21 protein-coding genes and 1 rRNA gene are annotated in these 23,843 nt (G+C 42.2%); 13 read left to right on the forward strand and 9 right to left on the reverse strand.

What is annotated here, in order from left to right:
* Positions 1 to 250: 250 nt before the first annotated feature.
* Positions 251 to 363, forward strand: a 5S ribosomal RNA gene (gene rrf, locus HMPREF9969_RS00225).
* Positions 364 to 451: 88 nt separating this feature from the next.
* Here the strand turns inward: rrf and HMPREF9969_RS12730 are convergent.
* Positions 452 to 616: a hypothetical protein gene (locus HMPREF9969_RS12730; RefSeq protein ID WP_156787924.1), complete on the reverse strand. Its 165-nt coding sequence runs from the start codon at positions 614 to 616 to the stop codon at positions 452 to 454.
* A gap of 804 nt (positions 617 to 1,420) precedes the next feature.
* Between HMPREF9969_RS12730 and HMPREF9969_RS12270 the strand changes: the two genes are divergently transcribed.
* The gene (locus tag HMPREF9969_RS12270) at positions 1,421 to 2,413 is read left to right on the forward strand and encodes a hypothetical protein (protein ID WP_198005068.1); all 993 of its coding nucleotides are present in this window, start codon (positions 1,421 to 1,423) and stop codon (positions 2,411 to 2,413) included.
* A 22-nt stretch (positions 2,414 to 2,435) separates the two neighbouring features.
* Positions 2,436 to 2,633 carry a hypothetical protein gene (locus HMPREF9969_RS00235; RefSeq protein WP_036894419.1) on the forward strand — a complete coding sequence of 66 codons (198 nt, stop codon included), beginning with the start codon at positions 2,436 to 2,438 and terminating at the stop codon, positions 2,631 to 2,633.
* 4 nt (positions 2,634 to 2,637) lie between these two features.
* Here the strand turns inward: HMPREF9969_RS00235 and HMPREF9969_RS00240 are convergent, their stop codons facing one another.
* On the reverse strand, positions 2,638 to 3,132 hold the full coding sequence (locus HMPREF9969_RS00240) for a hypothetical protein (RefSeq protein ID WP_009433894.1): 495 nt from the start codon (positions 3,130 to 3,132) through the stop codon (positions 2,638 to 2,640).
* A 147-nt stretch (positions 3,133 to 3,279) separates the two neighbouring features.
* Here HMPREF9969_RS00240 and HMPREF9969_RS00245 point away from each other — a divergent pair, with 147 nt between their 5' ends.
* Both HMPREF9969_RS00245 and glgP read left to right on the forward strand, forming a co-directional pair.
* Positions 3,280 to 4,926: a glycogen/starch synthase gene (locus HMPREF9969_RS00245; RefSeq protein WP_036894421.1), complete on the forward strand. Its 1,647-nt coding sequence runs from the start codon at positions 3,280 to 3,282 to the stop codon at positions 4,924 to 4,926.
* Positions 4,927 to 4,977: 51 nt separating this feature from the next.
* Positions 4,978 to 7,533 carry an alpha-glucan family phosphorylase gene (gene glgP / locus HMPREF9969_RS00250; RefSeq protein ID WP_009433909.1) on the forward strand — a complete coding sequence of 852 codons (2,556 nt, stop codon included), beginning with the start codon at positions 4,978 to 4,980 and terminating at the stop codon, positions 7,531 to 7,533.
* Positions 7,534 to 7,705: 172 nt separating this feature from the next.
* Here glgP and HMPREF9969_RS00255 read toward each other — a convergent pair whose 3' ends face one another.
* The 7 genes from HMPREF9969_RS00255 to aroQ all read right to left on the reverse strand — a co-directional run bounded on the left by HMPREF9969_RS00255 (position 7,706) and on the right by aroQ (position 13,295).
* On the reverse strand, positions 7,706 to 8,302 hold the full coding sequence (locus HMPREF9969_RS00255) for an HU family DNA-binding protein (RefSeq protein ID WP_009434010.1): 597 nt from the start codon (positions 8,300 to 8,302) through the stop codon (positions 7,706 to 7,708).
* Positions 8,303 to 8,688: 386 nt separating this feature from the next.
* Positions 8,689 to 9,237: a hypothetical protein gene (locus HMPREF9969_RS00260; protein ID WP_009433881.1), complete on the reverse strand. Its 549-nt coding sequence runs from the start codon at positions 9,235 to 9,237 to the stop codon at positions 8,689 to 8,691.
* A gap of 154 nt (positions 9,238 to 9,391) precedes the next feature.
* Positions 9,392 to 10,387, reverse strand: a complete 996-nt coding sequence (gene rhuM / locus HMPREF9969_RS00265) for a virulence protein RhuM/Fic/DOC family protein (RefSeq protein WP_009433912.1) — start codon at positions 10,385 to 10,387, stop codon at positions 9,392 to 9,394.
* A gap of 104 nt (positions 10,388 to 10,491) precedes the next feature.
* The gene (locus HMPREF9969_RS00270; RefSeq protein WP_009433963.1) at positions 10,492 to 11,724 is read right to left on the reverse strand and encodes an FtsX-like permease family protein; all 1,233 of its coding nucleotides are present in this window, start codon (positions 11,722 to 11,724) and stop codon (positions 10,492 to 10,494) included.
* Between the two features lie 49 nt (positions 11,725 to 11,773).
* On the reverse strand, positions 11,774 to 12,109 hold the full coding sequence (gene rbfA / locus HMPREF9969_RS00275) for a 30S ribosome-binding factor RbfA (protein ID WP_009433970.1): 336 nt from the start codon (positions 12,107 to 12,109) through the stop codon (positions 11,774 to 11,776).
* 63 nt (positions 12,110 to 12,172) lie between these two features.
* Positions 12,173 to 12,844 carry an O-methyltransferase gene (locus HMPREF9969_RS00280; protein ID WP_009433890.1) on the reverse strand — a complete coding sequence of 224 codons (672 nt, stop codon included), beginning with the start codon at positions 12,842 to 12,844 and terminating at the stop codon, positions 12,173 to 12,175.
* Between the two features lie 34 nt (positions 12,845 to 12,878).
* Positions 12,879 to 13,295: a type II 3-dehydroquinate dehydratase gene (gene aroQ, locus HMPREF9969_RS00285; protein WP_009433947.1), complete on the reverse strand. Its 417-nt coding sequence runs from the start codon at positions 13,293 to 13,295 to the stop codon at positions 12,879 to 12,881.
* A gap of 77 nt (positions 13,296 to 13,372) precedes the next feature.
* On the opposite strand from aroQ, the gene HMPREF9969_RS00290 reads away from it, so the two are divergent.
* The 8 genes from HMPREF9969_RS00290 to HMPREF9969_RS00325 all read left to right on the forward strand — a co-directional run bounded on the left by HMPREF9969_RS00290 (position 13,373) and on the right by HMPREF9969_RS00325 (position 23,789).
* On the forward strand, positions 13,373 to 14,308 hold the full coding sequence (locus HMPREF9969_RS00290; RefSeq protein WP_009433900.1) for a site-specific tyrosine recombinase: 936 nt from the start codon (positions 13,373 to 13,375) through the stop codon (positions 14,306 to 14,308).
* 123 nt (positions 14,309 to 14,431) lie between these two features.
* A complete protein-coding gene (locus HMPREF9969_RS00295; protein ID WP_009433945.1) occupies positions 14,432 to 17,248 on the forward strand; it encodes a M16 family metallopeptidase in 2,817 nt (938 codons plus the stop codon).
* A gap of 480 nt (positions 17,249 to 17,728) precedes the next feature.
* A complete protein-coding gene (locus HMPREF9969_RS00300) occupies positions 17,729 to 18,343 on the forward strand; it encodes an HU family DNA-binding protein (protein ID WP_009433888.1) in 615 nt (204 codons plus the stop codon).
* 241 nt (positions 18,344 to 18,584) lie between these two features.
* A complete protein-coding gene (locus tag HMPREF9969_RS00305) occupies positions 18,585 to 19,532 on the forward strand; it encodes an AEC family transporter (RefSeq protein ID WP_009433938.1) in 948 nt (315 codons plus the stop codon).
* A 138-nt stretch (positions 19,533 to 19,670) separates the two neighbouring features.
* The gene (locus HMPREF9969_RS00310; protein WP_009434013.1) at positions 19,671 to 20,621 is read left to right on the forward strand and encodes an FMN-dependent dehydrogenase; all 951 of its coding nucleotides are present in this window, start codon (positions 19,671 to 19,673) and stop codon (positions 20,619 to 20,621) included.
* A 172-nt stretch (positions 20,622 to 20,793) separates the two neighbouring features.
* Entirely contained in the window at positions 20,794 to 22,086 is a 1,293-nt protein-coding gene (gene metK, locus HMPREF9969_RS00315; RefSeq protein ID WP_009433931.1) for a methionine adenosyltransferase, read from the forward strand.
* A gap of 8 nt (positions 22,087 to 22,094) precedes the next feature.
* Complete coding sequence (locus tag HMPREF9969_RS00320) at positions 22,095 to 23,027, forward strand: DUF4271 domain-containing protein (protein WP_009433998.1); 933 nt, start codon at positions 22,095 to 22,097, stop codon at positions 23,025 to 23,027.
* A gap of 6 nt (positions 23,028 to 23,033) precedes the next feature.
* On the forward strand, positions 23,034 to 23,789 hold the full coding sequence (locus HMPREF9969_RS00325) for a uroporphyrinogen-III synthase (RefSeq protein WP_009433905.1): 756 nt from the start codon (positions 23,034 to 23,036) through the stop codon (positions 23,787 to 23,789).
* Positions 23,790 to 23,843: the final 54 nt, after the last annotated feature.

A 23,843-nucleotide genomic window follows, 5' to 3' on the forward strand; every position in this document is an offset into this window, starting at 1 on the left:
AAGTAATCAGTTCTAACAAACGAGTCTTTGCTTGTGAAAATACGTCACCTTATACGGTTGACAGATCAGTAGATGAGTTTACGAGTAGACAAGTTAACAAGTTAAAAGTATACAAGTAAACGAGTTATTAGTCGGAGAGACTAATATAAAATGATGAAAAATCTACTGATAAGAAAGGAAGAAATGACAAAAGACAGAAGTGATAACTAGTCAACTTGTCAACTTCATAACTAGTCAACTGAACGAAATATTAGGTGGTTATTGCGTCGGGGTTCCACCTCTTCCCATTCCGAACAGAGAAGTTAAGCCCGTCTGCGCCGATGGTACTGCAATGCAATGCGGGAGAGTAGGTGGCCGCCTTCTTTTACTTAGAGAGCTTTGAAGAGAAATCTTTGAAGCTCTCTTTTTTTGTTCCCTTTTTTGTGGCTCCACTCTCAATTCTATCACCTTATTACACCTCAACCTCCTCTCCCAAATCCTCTCTCCCGCCTTCTCCAAACGAACCTCCACCATCCGCAGGGACGTAATGCTGATAGAGCGTAATTACCGAGATACGTAGGTGTGCATCAAGGGTGTTTAACGCCCTTACCCACGAGTGTTTAACACCCTTACCCACGAGTGTTTAACACCCTTACCCAAGAGTGTTTAATACCCTTATCCAAGAGTGTTTAACATTCTTGCTCAAGAGTGTTTAAAGACCTTTATCCAAGAGTGTTTAACACCCTTACCCAAGAGTGTTTAACACCTTTGCCCAAGAGTGTTTAACACCTTTGCCCAAGAGTGTTTAACACCTTTGCCCAAGAGTGTTTAACACCCTTATCCTAGTAGTAGGACTTATGGAGTACGGGTGTACGACCCGTAGGGCACGGAAGTATAACCCGTGCCCCACGAAAGTACATTTCGTTGATGTTAACAATTCGACCTTACCTTAATAATCTTACGCCAATAAGACTTTATGAAAGCACCAAGAAAAAGCACTTCTAAGACAGGCTAAAAATTGTTCGCGAACAAAATCAAAATTGTTCGCGAACAATTTGGGAAGAGTTCGCGAACAATTTTTTAAGTGTCTTGTGGAGTGATGGAAGAGATTGGGGAGGTACCCTCATGATATAACTCGTTTTGTAGAAGTGATTTTAATAATCTAATAGTGCTACTTGTTATAGAGAGTTTCGTCAAGAAAGGGAATGCAGGTGTGTTATGAGCAAATTAATTAGTATGTAAAATCTTTGAAGCTATAGAGTGTATTCCTCTGTTTGTCTTTTGTTTGTAAATAATAATTTACTTTATTCTTATATTTCTTCTTAAAGTGCTACCTTTACACCGCTTTTCTCCTGAACTTAATAGTAAAGGGGGGCAGAGTACCTAAAGTATAATTAAACTTATTTCTAATATGTCTAAGGGTGTCAATACGCTTATTTTAATGTTATTCTTTACTCTTGCGTGTTCTGCACAAGTGCGTGAGGAGAGTCTTGAGTTTGTGTTTGGACAGATAAAGTTTCTTGAGCATAATAAAGAAGTTCCTAATCTTCGTTATAAAGATATTTTTCTTCGTTTTGAACGTGGTGATGTTAGTGGCAAGAGTGCCCCTACTTTCTATCGGGAAAGTAGCAAACGCTCTTACTTGAAGGTCTATGATGGAAACTCGTTGACTTTTAGTTGTGTTGATGCGACGATTGCGAAAATAGAATTTGATTACCTTGATAACACAAGTGGTAATCTTTTTACAGAAAAGTTGGATAAATACAGAATATGGAGAGGGGAGAGCCAAAAGATTACTCTTGTGTCAAAGAGTAGTTCTCTGTTCAAGATCGTTAAGATAAAGGTCACTTACAAGCCTTCTTCTGTGAGCGTGAAAGTCTCGGATGCACGTTATTGTAGTTTGTATTATGGTGACAGAGCTTTTATAATTCCCAATGGTGTTGTTGCTAGAACTTATAAGCTTGTGGGTGATAAGTTACAAAGAAGTAAGGAATATGTGGCAGGTATGGTTCTTCCTCGGGGAACGGCTGTGATACTGAATGCAGCCCCTAATACTTATAACTTTGTCGTCACAAATGAAGATGGAGTAAAAGACGAAGACAATGTGTTGAGAGGAACAGATCATCCAGTTAAAACAACTAGCGGAGACATTTACTATGCTTTTACGGATGGTGACCAAGGTTATGGGTTTTATTGGATGAATCCTACTGGGGCGGCTTTTAAGAATGGGGCACACAAAGCATACCTTCCTTATAAAAACGCAGCAGGCGTTAAAGGCTTTGTTGGTTTTGATACGACGACAAGTATAAATGATGAGCCGCATTTCGATACGACGATAGATGAAAGTCCAATCTATAATCTATCAGGGCAGCGAGTTGATAAAGATTATAAGGGAATCGTTATCATCAATGGCAAGAAATATTTAAGGAAATAAATCACTAATATACTCTGATAACATGAATAAAGTGAAAAACTATATCCGACCAGCTATCAAATGCTTTCACGACTTTGATAAGTTTTATCTTCTTTCGGGCTCGCCATCTGAAGCACAACGTCATAATCATGGAGGCTCTGGACATCAACTCGCAAAGGAATTACCCTTTGACGAGTTTTGTGATGAGGAAGAAGATGGTAAAAACCTTTGGAGTGATTAAGCCTCTAATAAGTTCCCTTTGATGTCTTATATACGAAATTGAAGGTGAGTTCCTTTGGAATCTTTACCCATTTATTGTCAACAACAATCTTCATCATGCTTCCTTCTAAGCGTGTAAGCGTGTAAGTTCCGTCTGTATTACGTTTCAATTCAGCTTTTAAGTCTTCACTTCCGTAATCGTTGATGATGGTAAGTATCGCTTTCTTGCCTTTAATGGTTGCATCAGAGATAATCCATTTACGGGTATCACGCTTTGCACCGAAGTAACCGGGAACTTTGCCGAATATCTCCTGGCGTGGTACAATAATGTTGTTATCGTAGAAGTTGATATCTAACCAAACCTGATATTCATTGTTTACCAGATGAGCTTTGAAGATACTATCTTGTCCCTCTTTCTTTTGACTCTCGATCTTCTTCGTTTCGCCTGTTACGTTTTGAGCATTCATGTTGAGTCCCATAGATAACAGAACTAATACGACAATAACTATTCTATGTTTCATAATTCTAATTGTTTGATATATGCAAAGTTAATCAATTTAGTGGTTATTTTACTCGTAGTGTTTAAAAATGTAAGTGGTAAAGTTGTGTTTTCTATGTTTTTGTATTACCTTTGTATGCGATATATATCAAATTTTTTAAGAGGAAAGATGTTGTTTCCGGATTATATTTTCGAAACTAGTTGGGAGGTATGTAATAAGGTCGGAGGTATCTATACCGTACTTTCCACTCGCGCAAAGACATTACAGGACAGGATGAAGGATCATGTTATATTCCTTGGTCCAGATTGTTGGTATGAATCTCAATCTCCTTATTTTAAGCAAGATGATAATCTTTTTGCTGATTGGCAACAAAAGGCATTGTCTGATGGTCTAAAGGTCAAGGTTGGTCGTTGGGATATTCCAGGAGAGCCCATAGCTATGCTTGTTGACTTTAGGGAGGCTTATGCTCATAAAGATGAATTGTATGGTAATCTATGGGAATATTATCATGTTGATAGTCTCCACGCCTACGGTGATTATGACGAATCTGCTATGTTTGCTTATGCTACGGCACTTGTCGTAGAGAGTTTCTATAGATTCTATCTTAGTGAGAAAGATAAGGTTGTCTTCCATGCAAACGAATGGCAGACAGGGTTTGCCGCACTCGTATTACAGCATCGTTTGCCACAGATAGCATCTATCTTTACAACTCACGCAACAGGTATTGGTCGCAGTATAGCGGGCAATAACAAGCCATTGTACGAATATCTCTGGGCATATAATGGTGACCAGATGGCTTCGGAGTTGAATATGGAGAGTAAGCATTCTATCGAGAAGCAGACAGCACATTATGTTGATTGCTTCACGACAGTGAGCGATATTACTGCAACAGAGTGCAAAGAGTTGCTTGATAAACCAGTAGATTTAGTTCTTCCAAATGGTTTTGAAAACGACTTTGTACCAAAGGGTGCAACCTTCACAAAGAAGCGCAAGGCAGCGCGTAAGCGTTTGCTTGATGTTGCCAATGCGTTGACAGGTGACGATATACAAGATGATGCGTTAATAGTATCAACCAGTGGACGATATGAGTTCCGCAATAAAGGTATTGATGTATTCATAGAATCAATGAACCGCTTGCGTTATGATGAGAACTTGAAGAAGCAGGTTGTAGCCTTCATTGAGGTTCCAGGCTGGGTAGCGGGTCCACGTCAGGACCTTGTGGAGCGTCTCAACAGCGGTAAACAGTTTGACACACCATTGGATAAACCTGTACTCACACATTGGCTCCACAATATGGACCATGACAATGTACTTAATATGCTCAGTTCTCTCGGTATAAACAATGCAAAGGGAGATAAGGTGAAGGTCATCCTCTTGCCTTGCTATCTGACAGGAGATGATGGCATTATGAATATGAGCTATTATGACCTCGTATTGGGTAACGACCTCTGTGTCTATCCGTCTTACTATGAGCCATGGGGATATACACCATTAGAGGCAATAGCCTTTAAGGTTCCTTGTATTACAACCGACCTTGCAGGCTTCGGCTTGTGGGCAAATACAAAGAAGGGAAAATATAGCGAGATAGAAGATGGTGTGAAGGTATTACATCGTACAGATTATAATTATTCAGAGGTAGCTGATGGTATTAAGGATACCATAGCCCGTTACTCTTGCTTTACGAAGACTGAGGTGAACAAGTGTCGTTCAAATGCCGAGAAGCTCTCTCGTAAGGCTCTTTGGAGTGAGTTTATCATCTATTATGAGCAGGCTTACGACATAGCATTAAAGAAAGCAGCTGCAAGAAACAAGTGATAACTGCTTAGTAACGAAATAAAGAAATAACAGTCAAAACTATAATAAGTTATGAAAATTAAATCAGATTATTCCAACGAACCTCAGTGGAAAGAGGTAACTGTAAAGTCAACTCTGCCAAAGGAACTGGCATGTCTTGATGAGCTTGCTCACAATATGTGGTGGGCATGGAATTACGAAGCACGCAACATGTTCAAAGCTCTTGATGAGGAACTCTATGAAGAGGTTGGACATAATCCTGTCCAGCTCCTTGAGCGTCTTAGCTATGACCGTAAGGAAGCTATCGTAAAGGACAAAAAGCTGATGAAGCAGGTGAGTGATGTCTATAAGAAGTTCCGTACTTATATGGACGTTAAGCCTAATAAGAAGCGTGCTTCTGTTGCTTACTTCTGTATGGAGTTTGGTCTTAACCAGGCTTTGAAGATTTATTCTGGTGGTCTTGGTATCTTGGCAGGTGACTACATAAAGGAGGCTTCTGATTCTAACGTAGACTTCTGTGCTGTAGGTTTCCTCTATCGCTTTGGCTACTTCACACAGAGTCTTTCTATGGATGGTCAGCAGATTGCTAAGTACGATGCACAGAACTTCAACTCTCTTCCTATTGAGCGTGAGCTTGATGAGAACGGCAATCAGGTTGTTGTTGATGTACCTTACCGTAACTATATGGTACACGCACTTGTATGGCGTGTGAACGTTGGTCGTATTAAGCTTTACTTGCTCGATACAGACAACGATATGAACTCTGAGTTCGACCGTCCTATCACTCACTCTCTCTATGGTGGTGACTGGGAGAACCGTTTGAAGCAAGAGATTCTGCTCGGTATCGGTGGTATTCTTACTTTGAAGAAATTGGGTATCAAGAAGGATATCTATCACTGCAATGAAGGTCATGCAGCACTTTGCAACCTCCAGCGTCTTTGCGACTACATCGAGAGTGGCTTGACATTCAATCAGGCTATGGAGCTTGTACGTGCTTCATCACTCTATACCGTTCACACTCCAGTTCCAGCAGGTCACGACTACTTCGACGAGGAACTCTTCGGTAAGTATATGGGTGATTATCCAGCAAAGCTTGGTATTTCTTGGGATGAGTTCATCGGTATGGGTCGTACCAATCCTGATGATCACAGTGAGCGTTTCTGTATGAGTACCTTCGCTTGTAACACCTGTCAGGAGGTCAATGGTGTGTCAAAGCTTCACGGTTGGGTAAGTCAGAAGATGTTTGCTCCATTGTGGAAAGGTTACTTCCCAGAGGAGAATGCTGTAGGTTATGTAACCAATGGTGTACACCTCCCAACATGGACCGCAACAGAGTGGCGTAAGGTTTACGACAAGTACTTCGATGAAAGCTTTATGAGCGACCAGAGTAACGAGTCTATCTGGCACGCAATCTATAATGTTCCAGATTCTGAAATCTGGGAGACACGTATGGCATTGAAGCAGAAACTTATCAAGTATATCCGTGATAAGTTCACCAAGCAGTGGCTCCGCAACCAGGGTGACCCAGCTAAGGTCGTTTCTATCCTTGAGCGTATCAACCCTAACGCATTGATGATTGGTTTCTGCCGTCGCTTTGCAACGTATAAGCGTGCACACTTGCTCTTCACTGACCTTGAGCGTTTGGAGAAGATTGTAAACAACCCAGAGCGTCCAGTTCTGTTCTTCTTCTCAGGTAAGGCTCACCCAGCTGATGGTGCAGGACAGGGACTTATCAAGCGTATCTTTGAGATTTCACGTATGCCACAGTTCCTCGGTAAGATTATCTTCCTTGAGGATTACGATATGCAGTTGGCTCGTCGTCTCGTTTCTGGTGTTGATATCTGGATGAACACACCAACTCGTCCACTCGAGGCAAGTGGTACATCTGGTGAGAAAGCAGAGATGAACGGTGTTGTTAACCTCTCAGTACTTGATGGCTGGTGGGTTGAAGGCTACCGTGAGGGTGCTGGATGGGCATTGCCAGAGAAGCGTACCTATCAGAATCAGGGCTATCAGGATCAGCTTGATGCAGCTACAATTTACGGTCTTCTTGAGAATGAGATTGCTCCTCTCTACTTCAATAAGAATCAAGATGGCTACTCAGAGGATTGGGTAAAGGTTGTAAAGAACTCTATTGCAACTATCGCTCCTCACTATACAATGAAGCGTCAGCTTGATGACTACTATGACAAGTTCTATGAGAATCAGGCTAAACGTTCTCATAAGCTCATAGCTAACGACTATAAACTTGCTAAGGAGATTGCTCTTTGGAAGGAGTCTGTTGCTGAGCGTTGGGACAGCATCTATGTTGTTTCTAAGGACGAGGATGCACTGCAGGATATTGCCACGGGTCATAAGATTAAGGTTACTTACGTTATCGATGAGCAGGGCTTGAACGATGCAGTAGGTCTTGAGTTGGTATTCTTGAAGAATGCACCTGTTGATGATGTAAACATCCATAAGGTAATCCCATTCAAGATGGTGAAGACAGAGGGTAATCACTATACCTTCGAGGCTACTTTCGATGCAACTGTAGCAGGTGCTTATAAGTACGCTGTACGTATGTATCCTAAGAATGCTCTCCTGCCACACCGTCAGGACTTCGCTTATGTGAAGTGGATTGGATAAAAAATAGTCTGAGGACTAATCAATAAATAAATGCCATTCCTAAACTCTGTAAAGGGTTGGGAATGGCTTTTTTGTGTTTATATGTCATGGAATTATCACTGGGCTTAATCTAATTTACAATGGTAATGTGCCTTTCCCTCGATATGTTTACCATTTGTTTACCGCCTTCTGCTTATGCCTTTTTAAACATCTTGCGATAACGTGAGCCAATGTTGATGATTTTCTTTTCACGTTCTAACTGTGCTGTAAGTTGATAGGCGTAGGTTGTAGAAAGGTTCAGACGGCGACGGAGGTCGTTAACGGTGATTATCGGTTTCTCTTCAAATAACTCTTTTAGAGCAGCGTTGACGGCTTGTCTCATGGGGAGTGATGGTGTTCCGTCTTTGTAGGTCTTGTTGGCAAAATCCACTTCTCCCAAAGCTTCATAGAAATCCTTATCGGGACGAAACCTAATTTTGCGCACAGCAACATTACGGAGGTGGTGACGATGCGTCTTTTGGTCTTCGTACATGTCGCCTTTAAGGGCAAGCGAGAAGAATCCAATACCTGGTAGATGAACTGTATTCCCACTTTTTAGCTCCTCTGCTAATTCTGTTTTTATTGCCGAGATAGTCCCAAGAATGTCGGCTGTTGTAAGCGTTGTCGTTTGTTGGATATGCTGACAGATTCTTTCTATATCTGTTACGTCTTTCTTGATTGCTACTATTCTCAGTGCTTTACGTTGTGCGAGTTTACCGCTTGTTCTTAATAGTTTGTAATTTACAGTCATAGCTTTATGTTTATAATAAAGGGTTAATAATCGTCTTTTCTATGTGCCATAGCTCTACAGAATGTAGGGCTATCCTCTACAATCTTAGGCTTGAGCTGAATTCTTTTCATGAAAAAAAGAAATTATTTACGTGAAAATAAATCTTTCTTTTCATGAAGAGAAAGATTCTTTTTCATGAAAATAATTCGTGATTCATGCTGCAAAGATACTGTTTCAATGGTTGCTTGGCAAGTATAAGCTATGTAGTAATCTGTGTATTTGTGCTTTTTTGCGTGGGTGTAGATTTGGGATGAGACACTAAAAGGGTAAAAGAAAAGCTCTCAGACCAGTGTGGTGTGAGAGCTTTATATGCTTATTCGTTTATCTTAGATGATATTCTATGGTAGTTATAAGTCTTCTCCATGGGAAGCATTGTTTTCGTTTTCATAAAATATCATAATATAATATTCACCATGCTCTTTGGCTATTGTGAACCACACTATTCTATTCTGTGCTCCTTCGTATGGTAGCTGATAAAAAGTAGCAGCATATTGTTTTTTGTGTACAGAGGTCTCATATGATATGTCTTCGCTGTCAGATAACTTGTGGGATGTTTTAGATATTGTGTATTTTGAATTGTCTTCGAATTGTTGGAAGAGTTTATTATACCTTATTTTAATTTGTCCTTCATCTCGCAGCCCTGTTTTATTTCCTACAGCAATTCTCCATACTTTGTTTTTGTTAGTTTGTATATGAATATACACTTCCTCACCATTAAATACTCCTTCAAGAAAATCAGTTGTTGTATTGTATGTGAATCCTTTTTCCTTGAGCTTTTGAATCATGGCAGCTTTGGAGCCATCAACAGGAATACCTAAGAACTTAGTAACATCTTGTTGTGCATATATTGATATAGACAACAAGAGTAACATCAGCACTGATAAAATCTTTTTCATACGTTATTATGTTTTGTAATTATACTTTCGGGGTAAGTAGATATTCTTTTTATAGTTATCTTTGTTCTTTATGTTTACGACAAAGTTAATAATTATTTTTTGATATACTCTTATCTTTTTGCTAAAAGTATGAAATGTTATTTTAGGAAATGGGTTAATTAGCTTGGTTGATAAGGTTCACCACCACCTTTACCATTATATCCTTTTCCTCTGTTTTGCTCTCGGCAATCATTAGGGTGAGGGCAACGAGTGTATTGTCAGCAATTCTTTTGGTGCCATCGGGGCGATAGAGGATGGCATTGTTGTTCATAAACCATAGGAAGAGGGTAGCTGCAATGCGCTTGTTACCATCACTGAACGAGTGGTTCTTGGTTACAAGATAGAGAAGCATAGCCGCTTTCTCCTCCACACTCGGATAAAGTTCCGTGCCATCAAAGGTCTGGTAGATTTGTCCGATAGAACTTTTGAAGGACTCGTCCTTCTCATTACCAAAGAGTACCGAACCACCAAACTTCTGACGAAGGAGGTTGATCTCGTGCATTGCATTCTCGTATGTGGCATGGAAGGGTTCTTCCTTAGTTATTCGTGCGATATGCAGTCGTTGATAATCGTAATCATCGAGAGTATTGAGCGCATAGGTGTAATCCACAACCACGTCAAAGAGGGCATTGCTTTCGTCAGTAGACTTCGCTGGCTGTTGCTGAATGGTTCTACTAACGACTTGCACCAGCTGTCTTAATTCGGCAATCTGCTGCTTGCGAATGTTCTCATTAATGGCATAACCTTTTACAAGATATTGCTTGAGAACGCTGTTAGCCCATTGGCGGAAACGGATACCACGCTTTGTGTTGACGCGATAACCAACTGATATTATCATGTCAAGATTATAGTATTTTACTCTGCGATGAATGGTTCTTGCCCCTTCCGATTGAACTGTCAAGTAATCCTTGACAGTTGCCTCTTTCTCTAGCTCACCTTCTTTGTAGATGTTGTTGATGTGTAGGCTTACATTCTGCTTACTTGTTTGAAAGAGTTCCACCATTTGTGCCTGTGTAAGCCACACGGTCTCTCCTTCCAACTTCACATCAAGTTGGGTCTTACCATCTTCACTTTGGTAGATAATGATCTTGTCGTTTAGGTTCTCAGTCATATTGTTTAGATGTTTAGTTATTCGTAAGTGTGATGATTCACTATTCGTGTTTTAATGGTAGAAGTGCAGGGCTCGTGTACTGGTATTAGATAGTTTCTTCTATCTCATTCTTTCGTCAGTTTACGGCTCATATAACGCACAGGATACCATACGGAAAGCCAGCCAACAAGGATAACTGTGAGGAAGATAAGGAGGATGTCTTCGGGATGAACGCTGATAGGATAGGCGTTGACAACGAAGTTACCAGCTTGGTCGCCAAGCTGAACAAGCCCATAAGTTTGTTGCAACCAGCATAGGATGAGACCGAGTACGATACCAATCACTGCTCCTGCTGCCGATATCATGCGTCCTTCGAAGAGGAAGATACGACGTATCTGTCCATCAGTAGCACCAAGGTTGCGCAGGGTGATAACGTCATTCTTTTTGTCGATAATGAGCATGGAGAGCGAACCTATGATATTAAAGCAGGCAACCATAAGGATAAACGTGAGGAATACATAAGCAAAGAGCTTCTCTATACGCATGATATTAAACGTGTCAGCTTGTTGTTCATAGCGGTCGAGTACCTTATATTTATCGCCTAACATGGCTTGTATCTCTTCCTTCGCATTGTCAATATCCACACCCGGTTTCATGCGTAACTCTAGTGATGTAATCTCTCCTTGGCGGTTAAATATGCGGCGAGCAAAGTCTATTGACGTAATGATGTAACCTTGATCATACTTGCTTTGCTTTACTTGGAATAATGCTCCCGGAGACACTAGTGAGTCCTTCACAAAGGCATCTGTCGGGTTAGAAGCATCATATTGTCCCTCCCTTTGAGGTGCATATATCTGCAAATAATCCTGCCATGTCACCCCTGTACCAAGGTCTTGTGCCAGTCTTATACCAATTACACCATATTGTAGATTGGCTACATGCAGTGTGAAATCGCCGTCACCATAGAGGATATTACTGATGTGTGTGAGCGAATCAAAGTTGTCTTCCACACCTTTCACTGTTACCATAGCCTGTTTATCGTGATAGACAGCCAGTGCTTGATCCTGTACACATTCGGTAGCTACCTCAACGCCTGGGAGGTGTTTAACCTTTATAAGTAAAGGGTCATCGGCAGGCATTGCTTTCCCTTTTGTTGCTTCTATCTTCAGTTGCGGATCAAAGTTAGTAAAGAACGAAGCCACCAAGTCGGAGAATCCATTGAACCCACTTAACACAACCACCAAAGCCATTGTTGCCACAGCCACACCGAGTACGGAGATAAGACTGATGACGTTTATTGCATGTGTACTCTTCTTTGAAAAGAGGTAACGACGGGCTATGTAAAAGGGAAAATTCATGTCTTCGAATGTTGTGTACAGAATGTTATATGCTAGTGATTGAGAGGGCTTACTTCTTAAGTAATTCGTCAATGCGCTCTAGATAGTCGAGTGAATCATCAATGAAGAAGCGTAACTCTGGTATAATGCGCAGCTGATTATGTACGCGCTGACCTAATTCGTAACGGATTGTCTTCTCATTAGCATTGATGTTCTTTAGTAGTTCGTCTCCCTTTTCTGATGGGAAGATACTGAGGTAAGCAGTACAGATACTGAGGTCTGGACTTACTTTCACACGTGTAACACTCACCAATACGCCATGCATCATGCGTGTCTGTGTCTGGAATATACTTGCCAATTCCTTCTGAAGGAGGCGTGATATACGGTTTTGTCTTGTTTCCTGCATATTCTTGTTTATAATGATTTCTACGTCATGCAAAGATACTGAAAGTTTGAAGAATCAACAAACTTATTTCTTCCTAATCAGTGTTAGTCCGTCTCGTAAGGGCAGAATAACCTTCTCTACACGCTCATCTTTGGCGATAAGATCATTGAATTGTCGAATACCAATGGTTTGGTGGTCGTGGTCATAAGCTGGATCAATGACGTGCCAGTCCCATAGCGTGTTATCGGCAAGGATGTATCCACCAGGGCGGATGATAGGTAGTAGCTTCTCATACACCTCTGCGTATGTACGCTTGTCACCATCCACAAATGCCATGTCAAACGTTATTCCGAGTTTGGGAGCTTCTTTTGCAGCATCTCCGATACGAAAGTCAATCTTGTTAGCAACGGGGGATTGTTCTATCCATGGGCGTGTGAAGTCCTCCATCTCGTCGTTTATCTCGAACGTATATACTTTGCCACCTTCTTCCAATCCTTCCGCCATACAGATAGCAGAGTAGCCACTGAATGTTCCCACCTCAAGGATGTTTTTAGGGCGAATCATTTGTACGAGCATCTTCAATAAGCGTCCTTGCAGGTGCCCACTAGCCATTCGACCATGAATAGTGTGGATGTTTGTCGCACGATAAAGCCGATAGAGATAATCTCCCTCGGGGTCAATATGTGCTGAGAGATAATTGTCGTATGCTTTCTCTCGTTCTTCATCCAAATGGAGAGAAGTGTTACTTGTTATCATGAAGTTCAAATGTTCAAAGTCTGTATCACGATATTTAAAGGAGGAATGCTTCTATTGCCAGTCGATAGCTATTCATGCCGAATCCTTGAATAGTACCTTTACAAGCAGGGGCTATCATTGAATGGCGACGGAACTCCTCACGGTCATTGACGTTGCTGATATGTACTTCGATGACGGGAGTTTGTAGTGAGCGAATGCAATCCAATAAGGCTATGCTTGTGTGCGTATAAGCTCCGGCATTGAGAATAATACCATCATAAGCGAACCCAACTTCCTGTAACTTATTGATTAGTTCGCCTTCTATATTGCTTTGATAATACTCTATTTCGACGTTCGGATAATCCTTACGGAGTTGTTGGAGATACGTCTCCATTGACTCCTTGCCATAAATTCTGGGTTCACGAACGCCGAGTAAGTTCAGATTCGGCCCATTGATAATGATTACTTTCATCTCTCTTTCCTGCTTAAATATCGTTTTTCTACATTATCTTTGCATAAGATAAGCTGTATGCAAAAATAAGAAATTAAATGGAAACAGACAAGCTTTCAAATGATATTGTCAGTCGTTATCGTCGTTATCTGAAGTTAGAAAAAGGGCATTCTGCCAATACTTTGGATGCTTATATGCGTGATTTGGATAAGCTCTTACGTTATCTTGCGGCAGAGAAGATAGATGTGTTGAAGGTAAAACTGGAAGACTTAGAGTTCTTCGCAGCCTCAATATCCGACCTCGGTATCGGACCTCGTTCTTTAGCGCGTATCCTTAGCGGTGTGCGCCAGTTCTATCGTTTCCTTGTATTGGATGGTTACTTGGAGGTAGACCCTACCGAACTATTAGAATCCCCGAAACAACCTAACCACTTACCCGAAGTTCTCTCCACTGCAGAAGTCGATCTCCTCGAACAAGCCATAGATCTTTCTAAGTGGGAAGGGCATCGTAATCGCGCTATTATTGAGGTACTCTTCTCGTGTGGCTTACGTGTTTCCGAGCTTACTCACCTTACTTTGTCTAATCTATACATCGAAGAGCAATATATCAGAGTATTAGGAAAAGGGTCAAAGGAACGCCTTGTCCCTATCTCTCCTAGGGCTTTAGAGGAATTGAGTTATTGGTTTGATGACCGTAACAAGATGGATATAAAGCTGGGTGAAGAGGATTATGTCTTCCTCAATAGGCGTGGACATCACCTCACCCGCACCATGATTCTTATCATGATAAAGCGTTATGCGGTAGAAGCGGGCATAAAGAAGACTATCTCTCCGCACACCCTTCGTCACTCCTTTGCCACCTCTTTGCTTGAAGGTGGAGCTGATTTGCGTGCTATTCAAGCCATGTTAGGACATGAGAGCATCGGTACGACGGAGATATACACGCACATTGACACCACAACCTTACGTCAGGAGATACTCGAGCATCACCCTCGCAATATCAAATACGATGAAGAATCCCAACAAGCAATCTGATAGAATAGTCCTCTCTTATCGCCTACGTTAACTATAAAAAACGATAAAAGGCAATAGAGATACAATATTTTATGTACCTTTGCGAGGTAATATCTGATATTAAATAATTAAACAACGTTTAAGATGAAACTCAAACATTTATTCTTAATCGCCTTACTTTTCATCACTGGTATGGTCTCTGCACAGCAGATGGGACCTATTCCTGTGAATAAGAATGTAAGGCAAGGTAAGCTTAGCAATGGCTTGACTTACTACATTCTCCACAATGATTGGCCTGAGCATGTAGCCAATTTCTACATTGCACAGCGTGTTGGTTCTATTCAAGAGAACGAGAATCAGCGTGGTTTGGCTCACTTCCTGGAGCACATGGCGTTTAATGGTTCTGAGCATTTCCCTGACTCTACTCTGCTGGAGTTCACCCGTTCTTTGGGCGTAGAGTTTGGTAGTAACTTAAACGCTTACACGAGCATTGACCAGACAGTCTATCGTGTTTGCGATGTGCCAACAACACGCCAGACAGCTCTCGACTCTTGCTTACTCATCCTCAAAGACTGGTCAAATGGATTGACATTAGCTGATAAGGAGATTGATAAGGAGCGTGGTGTTATCCATCAAGAGTGGCAATTAGGTCAGTCAGCCCAGATGCGTATCCTTGACAAGGTGTTACCAGAGTTCTATCCTAACTCTAAGTATGGTAAGCGTCTGCCAATCGGTTTGATGGAGATTGTAGATAAGTTCCCTTATCAAGCACTGCGCGATTATTACAAGAAGTGGTATCGCCCAGATAACCAGTGTATCATCGTTGTGGGCGATGTTGATGTAGATCACATCGAGAATCAGATTAAGCAACTTTGGAATGGAGTAGTCGTTCCTGCTAATGCCGCTCAGGTAGTAGCAGAGCCAGTTCCTGATAATGCCCAAGCCCTTTATATCTTTGGTAAAGACAAGGAATTGCCATACAGTGACGTGGCTCTTTATATGAAGCATGACGCTTTCCCAGACGAGGCAAAGACCGATCAGAGCTATTTCATCGATTCTTATGCTAAGCGTATAATCAGTATGATGCTGAACCAGCGTTTGGCAGAACTAGCCCAGAAGCCAGACTGCCCATTTACTGGAGCGTATGCAGGCGATGGTACCTACATGCTTTCAAGAACGAAAGACGCCTTCAGCATGGAGGCTAATGCGAAGGATGGTAAGGATCTTGAGACGCTTGCCGCATTGTATAGAGAGGCACAGCGTGTACACCAGCACGGCTTCACTGCTACTGAATTTATGCGTGCAAAGGACGAGTTCTTGTCTCAATTAGAGTCGGCTTATGTCAACCGCAATAAGATAAAGAACGATCAGTATGGCGATGAGTTGCGCGACCATTACTTATCAAACGAACCTATCCCAAGCAAGGAAGACGAGTATCAGATTATGAAACAACTCGTCGAGATGCCTGCTTTGAACGTCAATGTCATTAATGAGTTTGCAAAGGATCTCATCACAGATAAGGATAGTAACTTAGTCATTCAGATCTTCGCACAAGAGAAGGCTAACAAGGTTTACCCAACGAAGGCACAGATGGCGCAAACCATCGCTAACGTGCGTGGAGAGCAGATCAAGGCTTATGTTGACAATGTGAAACAAGAGCCTTTACTCGATGAGAAGGCATTGCCAAAGGCTGGTAAGATTGTCAGTGAGAAGGAGAACAAGACACTCGGATACAAGGAGTTGACATTGAGCAATGGCGCACGTGTCATCTTGAAGAAGACGAACTTTAAGGATAACGAGATACAGTTCCAGGCTGTCGCAAAGGGCGGTAAGGGACTCTATGGTAAGCCTGACTACAGCAACTTGCAGCTATTTAATAACGTCATAGCTTACAGCGGACTCGGTAACTTCTCTAACCAAGAGTTGCAGAAGGCACTCGCTGGTAAGCAGGCTTCTGTTGCTTGTGGTTTAGGAAACTATTATCAGACACTCTCTGGCTCATGTGTTCCTAAGGATGTTGAGACCATGCTCCAGTTGCTTTACCTCAACTTCACGAAGGTTGCTAAGGATGAGGCGTCTTATAAGGCGATGATGTCGCAGTTGGAACTAGCACTGAAGAATAAGGATCTCTCACCAGAGAGCGTTTATTCTGACTCGGTTACAACTACCATTTATGGTCATGAGGCACGTTTCGCTCCATTGTCATTGAATACGCTGAAGGGCGTTAACTACGACCGTATTCTTCAGATTTGGAAGGAGCGTTTTGCTAATCCAGGGCAGTTTGTTTACTACTTCGTTGGTAACTTCGATGAGGCTTCTTTACGCCCATTGATCGAGAAGTATATCGCATGTCTGCCTAAGGGCAAGGCGGAGAACTGGCGTGATGTACCAGGACTTGTGAAGGGCAATGTTGTTAATAAGTTCACTCGTAAGTCGGAAACACCAAAGGCTATCGCCCTCGAGTTGTGGCACGCACCTGCTGCTTACAACGTTGAGAACAAAGTGTTGACCGATGCTGCAGCACAAGTATTGTCAATGGTTTATCTAAAGAACATTCGTGAGGATGCTAGTGCGGCTTACTCTGTTGGCGCAGGTGGCGAATTGCAGCGTCGTGGCGATAAAGCCGTTGCTCTCATCCAGGCATATTGCCCAATGGATCCTAACAAGTCCGACCTTGCCTTGAAGCTCTTAGCTGAGGGCATGAAGGATAACACAATGAAGATGGACGCGGATAAGGTTCAGAAAGTAAAGGACTTCATGTTGAAGCAAGCAGAGCTATCAGCGAAGAACAACAGCTACTGGATGGACGTTATTGACGAGTATATCTCAACTGGCGTAGACCTCCACTCTGGCTATAAGGCAGCAGTCGAGTCGCTCACACCAGCTAAGATCGCAGCTTACTTGAAGAGCCTCGTTGCAGCTGGTAACCACGCCGAAGTGGTGATGACACCAGCGAAGTAATCGCACAGAAACACGTATTACTCATAACCTTGCGGGCGAAGGAAACGGGTCGACTTGACCCATCCTTTGCCCGCTTTTCGTATCCTAACCCATGATAAAACATAGGCACTTCCTCCCTTACGAAAGCCTATGATGAAGCGATATAACCTTCATGCCCTAGCGTCAGTAGGCGTATTAGCGCAATTCCTCATAGGTGCTAACATTCATTTTATTAGGCTCTTGATTTGCAAATACCCGTATATTGTATTATCTTTGCACTAGTTCTGAAACGTTTTCACCATGGTGAGGATAATTCGTCACCACGGTGAAATTACAACTTCACCATGGTGAAAAATATTCGCCACCATGGTGACGATAATGCAGAATAGGTGCTAAACCAATCGCAAGACCTATGTGCTGCAATCGCATAACACGTCATAAACGTTTACAGATAGGGTATATCCCTGCTTTACAATAGCTTACTAACATAAAACAAATAAGATGGCAATAGTTTACAAACTCATGAAAACGGGTGGCAATTTACCCAAGAATGCGAAGCTTAGAATAGTTCCGATACAGTATCAAACCGCTGGATTAAGGCGCATGAGTGAGAGTATTGTGCAAGCCACATCGCTCACTTCGGGGGACATACACGCCACAATCCTCTCGTTGAAAGAGGAGATTGCAAGGGAGTTGAAGAATGGTAATAGTGTGCACTTACCCGGTATTGGCTACTTCACAGTGGCTTTGAAGGGCGAAATCTATGAAGACCCACGCTCGCACAAACCACGATTGCGCAAGGCAGAAGTGCGCACGATAAAGTTCAGACCAGACCGAGAATTGCTCCAAGAAATGGCTAACATCGAGGTAAAGAACATCACCGACATGCATGACTTATCCTCTTCACCAACGGCGGAGGCGATAGGCGAGGCGATAGAAGAGCTGTTAGCTCATCAAGAAGTATTTACCGTTAGAGACTTCCGAAGCGCACTCAACATCTCACAGTCCACTGCCTATCGTATCCTCTCGAAGTTAGAAGCCGAGGGAAAGATAGTAGATATCGGTTCACATCATTGCAAGATATTCCGAAAGTCACATCCCTCCTCCCTTGAATAATCCCACTTTCCCCATCAAATTCCATTCTATCGTAGAGAAAAGAAGAGTATGAGCAATGCTGTGACATCGTGTTTATTCATGATGCAAACCATCCTATTGACTTTAGTGGATAAGGCTATTTCAGCGGGTCAGTTGAGGCTTCCGAATGGCGAAAAGAGGATTAATCATTTGTGGATGTCAGGGTATTTAAGTATATTTGCGGATTGTAAATAATACAAGAACCATTATACAGTCAACACGGATGAAGGCAATAGAAATACTCTTTCCCGTATTTTTCATGATGTTACTAGGGTGGCTTAGTAGACGGAGGAGATGGATAACAACAGCGCAAAATGAAGGTGCTAAGTCGATAGTCTTTAGTATCCTTCTACCCTTGTTAGTCTTTCAAATACTGATGGAAGCAAAGCTCACGACTAGTTTCATTTATGAGATACTTTTCTTAGATGTGGCTTGGATTGTGATTTATGTGCTTGGTAAGCGCATAGCTAAGCCCGTTAGTGGTCGTTATGCGCAGTTAGCTCCCTTCTTATTGATGACCTGTGAGGGGGGAAGTGTAGCCTTGCCGCTTTATATCACGCTTGTGGGAACGGCACATGCAATGAATATTGTCACCTTTGATGTGGCTGGAATCCTTATCAATTTTGGGTTAGTTCCTGCACTTGTCATGCGCCAGACGACGAAAGAAGTGGCTTTGTTTCCACTTGCTAAACGGATTGTAACCGCTCCGTTTATCATTGCTGTGATTCTAGGAGTTGTCATGAATCTGTCGGGGATAGGGCATTGGCTGTTGGAAAGTGAGCTACATGGAGTCTTTACGAGTACGATGTCGATAGCCACTGCACCCATTGCTAGTATCATCCTCTTTACACTTGGTTATGATTTCCAGCCCCATCTATCGCAGATACGCCCACTTATTCAGTTAAGCCTAGTGCGCATGATAGGTTGTGGGGCTATCGTTGGCGGTTTCTTTCTGTTGTTCCCTGGACTGATGGAAGGGAAGTTCTTCCTTATAGGAGTTCTACTTTATTTTGCTTGCCCACCAGGTTTCCCCGTACCATTGCAGGTTCGTAGTCTGTGTAAAAGCAGTGATGACGAGGGATTCATGTCGGCTTTTATCTCCCTTTTCATCGTTTTGGCAATGATAGCCTATACATTAATAACGTTCGTAGGAATAGATCATGGGGTGTGATGAGATTGTTAATAAGGCGTGAGATGAGCGTTTCGTAGGGCGTAATTATCGAGTTTAAGCAATAGTACAATCGCCTTAACTCCCTTTTCACTCCTTCACTCCTTTCACTTCTCGAAATAGTAACTTCAAAAGAAAAATATGGATAACAACATTAAGAGTCCGTGGCCAGGACCAGCAGGGATGATACCTGTTACAAGTGGTCGTGCAGATGATGCAAACGTTTACAATCGCTCTTATCTGGATTCCATCCATGTGGAGATGCGTGTTATTGATGCTGTTGAGCCTTCGTTGAAGACAATTATCTTCGGTGAGGAGTTTGATAGTCCGATTATGATGCCAGCTTTCTCGCACCTCAATAAGGTGTTGAAGAATGGTAAGAAGCCCATGTTGGAATATGCCAAGGCAGCTCGAGACCTGCGTACTGTGAACTGGGTTGGTATGGAGCCAGACGAAGAGTATGCCGAGATAGCAGCTGAGGGGGCTAGGACAGTACGCATTATAAAGCCCTTCGCAGACCATGAGATGATTCTAGATCAGATTCGCTTTGCCATCGAACATGGTGCAATAGCTGTGGGAGTAGATATTGATCACGTTCCAGGAACGAATGGGCGATACGATATAGTGGATGGTTTACCCCTCGGACCAGTGCTTCTTTCCGATTTAAAGGAGTATGTGAAGGCTGCTGGTAATACTCCTTTTATCGCTAAAGGAGTCCTTTCTGTGCAAGATGCATTAAAGTGCAAGGACGCAGGATGTGCTGGTATTGTTATCTCTCATCATCATGGTCGTATCCCCTTTGGTGTCGCTCCGCTGATGGTTCTGCCTAAGATCAAGGTAGCACTAGCAGGTTCTGGAATCTCATTGTTTGTGGATTGCGGTATAGATACAGGTTATGACGCTTATAAAGCATTGGCTTTAGGAGCCGACGCAGTGTCAGTGGGACGTGGAATCTTAAAGCCCTTACTTCAAGAAGGAGCAGAGGGCGTGAAAGAGACTGTCGGTAAAATGAATGAGCAATTGTCAGAGTTAATGATGTACACATGTGTGAAAGATACTCGTTCGTTTGATGCTTCGGTGCTCTACCTATAGTTTATAAGCGCCACGATTGTGCGTTAGTCGGATGACAGAATAGACTTTTCTACCACTATAATAATGTATAAATATTAAGCCCTTATTTTGTTATCCGGCTAATTTGCAGTAACTTTGCAACCTTAAAATAACAATGGATAATTAACAAAGTAATAATATATAAGGTAAATATATGGCATATTTATTTTCATCGGAATCAGTATCTGAGGGACATCCAGATAAGGTTGCCGATCAGATAAGTGACGCTTTACTAGATCAATTCTTGGCTTATGACGAGCATGCTCGTTGTGCTATTGAGACATTCAATACCACTGGTCAGGTTGTGATCATGGGTGAGGTGCGTTCAAAGGAATATGTTGATCTTCAGGCAATCGCCCGTAAGACAATTAATAATATTGGTTACACAAAGGCTGAATACCAGTTTGATGGTAATAGTTGTGGTATTCTCTCCGCCATTCATGAGCAGAGTGATGATATCAATCGTGGTGTAGATAATGGTGATGATGATAATCAAGGCGCTGGAGACCAGGGTATGATGTTCGGTTACGCATGCAATGAAACTGACAATTACATGCCTGTTACACTTGATTTGGCACACCTTATTATGAGTACGTTGGCAGATATACGCAAGGAAGGAAAGCACATGCTCTATCTTAGACCAGACTCTAAAAGCCAGGTAACAGTGGAGTATAGCGATGATAACATCCCTCAGCGTATTGATACGATAGTAGTTTCTACACAGCACGACGACTTCATTCAACCTACTAATGATAGTAAAGAAGCGCAGTTGAAGGCTGATAAAGCAATGGTGGAACAGATTCACAAGGACGTGCTAGAGGTTCTTATGCCACGTGTAAAGGCTCAAGTCAAATCAGAGAAGGTGTTGGCTCTGTTCAATGATGACATTAAGTATTTGGTGAACCCAACTGGTAAGTTCGTTATTGGTGGTCCTCATGGAGACACTGGGTTGACTGGTCGTAAGATTATTGTTGATACCTATGGTGGTAAGGGAGCCCATGGTGGAGGTGCATTCTCTGGTAAGGACTCTAGTAAAGTAGACCGTTCTGCCGCTTATGCAGCTCGTTATATAGCCAAGAACATGGTTGCTGCAGGTGTTAGCGATGAGATGCTAGTGCAGTTGGCATATGCCATTGGTGTCGCAGAACCTGTTAGTGTGTACGTAAATACCTATGGTCGCTCACATGTGAAGGCGTCTGATGCCGAGATAGCAGAGCAGATTCAGCGCCTATTCGATCTTCGTCCAAAGGCTATCGAACGCCAATTAAAGCTCCGTCAACCCATGTATTTGGAGACTGCTGCTTATGGACACATGGGAAGACAGAATGAGGTTGTAAAGAAGGTATTCAATAGCCGTTATCATGAAACGAAGTCTATTGAGGTGGAACTCTTCACCTGGGAGAAGTTAGATAGAGTTGAAGAGATAAAGAAAACGTTCGGACTTTAAAGTGACAGATGCCGACAACTGATTCTATAACTCGTCCTTCTTTGCTGTTGAAGTCGACTTTGGCTGCAACGAAGAAAGCGAAGACTGATACTGTGGCTAAGGCGAGTCAAGAGGTTGACTCGCTGGGTTTATTGTGCCCAAAGAAGCAGAAAACGTTTCAGCTGACGGATATTCATTTTGCAGAAGAAGGTTATTTTAAAGGTAATAAATACTTTAAACTAGGGCGTGGAAACGCACATGCAGATGGTGTGCAGGGCGTTCCATCGCACTATGCTGTTAGTAATGACAATACAGTGACAGCCTTACTTCTAGGTTGTTTTGTGATGGCGATGATTGCATTCTCGGTCTCTCGCAATTTCATAGAGAAGCAGATAAAGAGTTTCTTTCATGTTGCTAGAAGTAAAGATGTGGTCACAGAAACAGCGTATGAAGTTCGGTTTCAGCTCTTTTTAATAGCGCAGACATCGCTACTTTTTAGTATTCTCTATTATTTCTTTACGCATGGGAGCGGTTATGGGGGGCTTCAGACAGATTCACAATTGAGTGTTATTGGATGCTTCTTTGGCATCTTTATGGGGTATTTCTTTATAAAGAATCTGCTTTATAAACTCGTAAACTGGGTGTTCTTTGATAGTAAAAGTAATGGACAATGGGGACGTACTTGGCTCTTTCTATCATCTCTTGAGGGGGTGCTGCTATTCCCTTTAGTCCTGTTGCAGATATATTTCTCCTTGTCGTTACAAGCAGCATTTGTTTATGCGCTAATTGTTGTTTTATTCGTTAAAATGCTTACTCTTTATAAGAGTTATACCATCTTTTTCAAGAGAATAGCTGTCAGTCTGCAAATAATTTTGTACTTTTGTGCACTCGAAATGATACCGATGATGGTATTATGGGGAATGTTAGTAATTACAGATAACTATTTGATTATAAACTTTTAGGACACAATGATAAATAAGATCTTGGTCTCACAACCGAAGCCGTCAAGCGATAAGTCGCCTTATTACGATATAGCAACGGACTTGGGAGTGGAGCTTGTTTTCAGACCTTTCTTTAAGGTTGAAGGACTCACAGCGAAGGAGTTCCGTCAGCAGAAGATTAATCTGTTAGATTATACTGCAGTAGTCTTTACATCGAGACATGCTGTTGATAACTTCTTTAATCTAGCCAAGGAAATGCGCATAACCATACCAGAAGACATGAAGTACTTCTGTGTTATTGAGACAATCGCACTCTATATCCAGAAGTATGTGCAGTATCGTAAGCGTAAGGTGTTCTTTGGAACTACTGGAAAGATTGATAGTTTGATTCCAACAATGCTGAAGCATAAAGGCGAGAAATACCTTGTTCCGCAAAGTTCTGTACATACAGATTCTATTTCGGAGTTGTTAGATGCTAACAAGCTAAAGCATAAGGAGTGTGTAATGTATCGTACGGTCAGCAACGGACTGACGGACGAAGAAGTGAAGAACTTCGATTATGACATGCTCATCTTCTTTAGTCCTACGGGTGTAAAGGCGTTGAAAGAGAATATACCAGACTTTAAGCAAGGTGATATAAAGGTAGCTGCTTTTGGTCCTGCAACGGCTAAGGAGGTTGAAACGCAGGGCTTGAAATTAGACTTACAAGCTCCTTCTAAGCAGCACACCTCTATGACTGGTGCGTTGAGGGACTTCTTGGAAAAGCAAAAGATGAGTAAGTAATAGATGGTTCTTTTCTCATGTTTTGAATGGGAATAGAGCTGGAATCCGTAACTG

The sequence above is a fragment of the Prevotella sp. oral taxon 306 str. F0472 genome, assembly GCF_000257925.1.
Classification (GTDB): Bacteria; Bacteroidota; Bacteroidia; order Bacteroidales; family Bacteroidaceae; genus Prevotella; species Prevotella vespertina.